Raw genomic sequence first — 2,844 nt, forward strand, 5'->3', positions numbered from 1 at the left:
GTGGTTTCCGTGCCCAGAAAAAAAGGCCCCCACGACTCTCTCAAGTGTGGGGGCCTTTTGAACATAAGCGGCGTTATGCGTAACGCGTAGGACTCACTACTTGCGCGAAAACACCTTGGAGGTGCCTGCCGGGAATTGCTCAAGGCCCAAGTGATACTCGGCGTATTGACTGCTGCCATCCTGCATCACGCACACCGCCAGAATTATCCAGCCTTGATCCAGCAGACCTTGCGCCTGGGTAATTCCGTTTACGGTCTTCAGCTGCTTAACGTTCTCAATCGCCATCGGTACTACTCCTTGTAGGTAAGGATCAATTTTAGCAACCTTGAAAATGACGTGATGGACGATTTTTCAGCAGCTCGTTCACATAAAATATGAATACGTACAATGAACGTACAGCTTGACAAAACGACAAAGTACGGCTATTGTACGTACTGAGTCGACAACTCAACGAATTGAAAAAACTAAACCTAATTTAAAAACATACTCAAACACACTGAAAAACAAACTGAAAACGAGGACTAAAATGTCGAACTCCATGGAATCAAAAGTGCGTGAGCGCTATTGGAATTTATAACCAACCGTAAGGAAGTAATACCACTTAGAACATTGCAGGTGACCCAAATGTCTACATTAGTTGAAACCTTAAATACCAGTAAAACTGCACGTCTTGACCTCAAGACCACTGAATTCGCAAAAGACTTCATTAGAAAAGCAGCAACTATTTCAGGTCTAGACATGACTTCTTTCATCATGTCTTCCGCTTTTGAAAAAGCAGAAGCCGTAATGGAAAATTACAACCGATTGGAGCTTTCTGAAAAAGCTTTCTCCCGGTTACACGAAATTCTTCGTGAGAGCGATGAAAATGCGACACCAACCCCAACCTTAGTAAAACTTATGAGGAATAAAAATGAACGTGCAAGAGACAGAAAACTACGAAGTTGATAACAATTTGCGTGACCATTACGCATCCTATACTTTTCCGAAAACTTTCAGTTGTGGCGAAGTGGTCCTTGACGACTATTTCAAAACCAACCTTAAGCGTGCTCTGAAAAGCGAAAATGTTACTGGAATCGGAGCAATTAACGACAAGGGAGAGGTGTTCGCGTTTTGCACTCTTACTTTTCTTATTTTGGATAAAGCCAGAATCCAGACCTATTTGGAATCGGGGAATCAACCCAATCAGGTTCCAGCGGTCAAGCTAAGCATGCTTGCTGTTGACGTTTCACGTCAAAAACAAGGTGTTGGCTGTGAGCTTCTGATGATGGCTTTCGATCAGGCTGTTACTGTTCATGAAAGCATTCCAATCAAAGGAATGTTTTTAGATGCAGCACCCAATGCAGTTAAATTTTACCAAAGCCTTGGTTTTGGTGATTTGGGTGAAGTCAATGCTGACGGTACAATTCCGATGTTCATCGCCATCAAGATGATGATCGCGGCTGTATCTGCCGGAGCAATTGACGCCTGATTTATTTTTTTATCGCCGCCAATAGTTTTATTGGCGGCGAATACATTTTTAATTTGCACGTTTCCTCAAAGCCATAATGGTTCTTGCTGAAATTTTAAGAATTTCTTCATTGTGAAAAATCAGCTGCGCTCGATGCGGCTTGGTTTCCTCCTCCCAATGCTGCAGATCCTCCATTCGAAACTGATGCTTTCCCTGGTAGGTCGCCGCGAGGTCAGCAGCCAAGCTGCGCGCGGCTTCTCCAGGCGTGGCAATGGTCCACTCGATAATGTCTGCTATCTGTTCAGCTGGTGATCGCTGTGTAACGCCCTGGGCAGCGGCGCAGGCAAATTCGTTGTAGAGCTGAGCTCCCAGCTCCGGATCGTCCGCAGGATTTCCCGGGCACAGCCGCGGCTCCCAGGGAAGCACGTAGGTCGATTGACCGAAAACTTCTTGCCGGACGTAGTCCGAAGGTTTGGCTAAACGCTGCATGAGGTTTGCTCCCAGGCGAAAATCGCATGGTAGCGCAGCAGACTTTGGGCAGCTAAAAGCTGCTTCCAGAGCGGCCTTAGCCGCTCTGATAAACCGACGGCGAAGACGGCGGAAACAGCCGGACAGACGCCACCCGAGCCCACGAGGGGGGTGAGGAAAAATGGCCCCCAGGCCAAATTTTTCCGTTCTGCCCTGGTGCAGCCCGTTCAGGGCGAAACCAGGGTGCGAAGCATCCGGCCGCACCGCTTGCGTGCGCGTCAGGTGAAACCGGACCAACCTGGATTCGCGATGGAGCAGTCGAGAAAGGGACAACGGACCGCAACGAGACGTCGCGCAATGGCAGAATGCAGGTTGGTCCGGCTTTGCCGGGCGCGCACGCGGGTGAATTTTCGAGACAAGCCCGTTCAGGGCGCAGGTGAGGAAAGAGGGTGGAGGCTCGCGCAGCGAGTCGGAACCCTGAAAGCCTTACGGGGCGCTCCCCCGTAAGGTTTGGGCGTCCCGCAGGGCGCCCATGACAGACCGAAGGGATGGAGCGTTATTGATCTGTTTCAGCGGCGTATGACCTATTAGTCGTTCTATTGGCTTTTCTATTGCTGCGGTTATTGCTTGAGCAATAGAAGGGCCATAGGAAAAGTACAAAGGTGAAAAGGTACAAAAGAACAAAAATCCAAAAGCATTCGCGCTACGCGCTCACCAGCTCGACCCCCTAAAGGGGGACCCCCACTCACTGGGAAAGATCCAAAGCCGGTAATAACCTTGAGAGACAAGAGCACGAGCAATGATGGCTGACGCCAGTCTAAGGCCGCCCACTGGCGGCAATAATGATGGCTGCGCGACGCACTTGATGGCTCCCACTGGCGTGGGAGCCCCTACGATCGGCTTTTAAAAAAAGCGTCTCGCATGACTCC

At 49.5% G+C, this 2,844-nt stretch carries 4 protein-coding genes; 2 read left to right on the forward strand and 2 right to left on the reverse strand.

Going from position 1 to position 2,844, the window contains the following annotated elements; genetic code table 11:
* Positions 1-96 precede the first annotated feature (96 nt).
* Positions 97-285, reverse strand: coding sequence for a hypothetical protein (locus GHN86_RS22805; protein ID WP_153387371.1), 189 nt, complete (start codon positions 283-285; stop codon positions 97-99).
* A gap of 339 nt (positions 286-624) precedes the next feature.
* Here GHN86_RS22805 and GHN86_RS22810 point away from each other — a divergent pair, with 339 nt between their 5' ends.
* Positions 625-945 (forward strand): DUF1778 domain-containing protein, encoded by a 321-nt coding sequence (locus tag GHN86_RS22810; protein ID WP_153387372.1) that lies wholly within the window; start codon positions 625-627, stop codon positions 943-945.
* Positions 911-1,468 (forward strand): GNAT family N-acetyltransferase, encoded by a 558-nt coding sequence (locus GHN86_RS22815; RefSeq protein WP_153387373.1) that lies wholly within the window; start codon positions 911-913, stop codon positions 1,466-1,468. Before GHN86_RS22810 ends, GHN86_RS22815 begins: the two co-directional genes overlap by 35 nt.
* 48 nt (positions 1,469-1,516) lie before the next feature.
* On the opposite strand, the gene GHN86_RS22820 is transcribed toward GHN86_RS22815, so the two are convergent.
* Positions 1,517-1,936 carry a hypothetical protein gene (locus tag GHN86_RS22820; protein ID WP_153387374.1) on the reverse strand — a complete coding sequence of 140 codons (420 nt, stop codon included), beginning with the start codon at positions 1,934-1,936 and terminating at the stop codon, positions 1,517-1,519.
* Between the last annotated feature and the right edge of the window lie 908 nt (positions 1,937-2,844).

The organism is Pseudomonas helleri, from assembly GCF_009600315.1.
Classification (GTDB): Bacteria; Pseudomonadota; Gammaproteobacteria; order Pseudomonadales; family Pseudomonadaceae; genus Aquipseudomonas; species Aquipseudomonas helleri_A.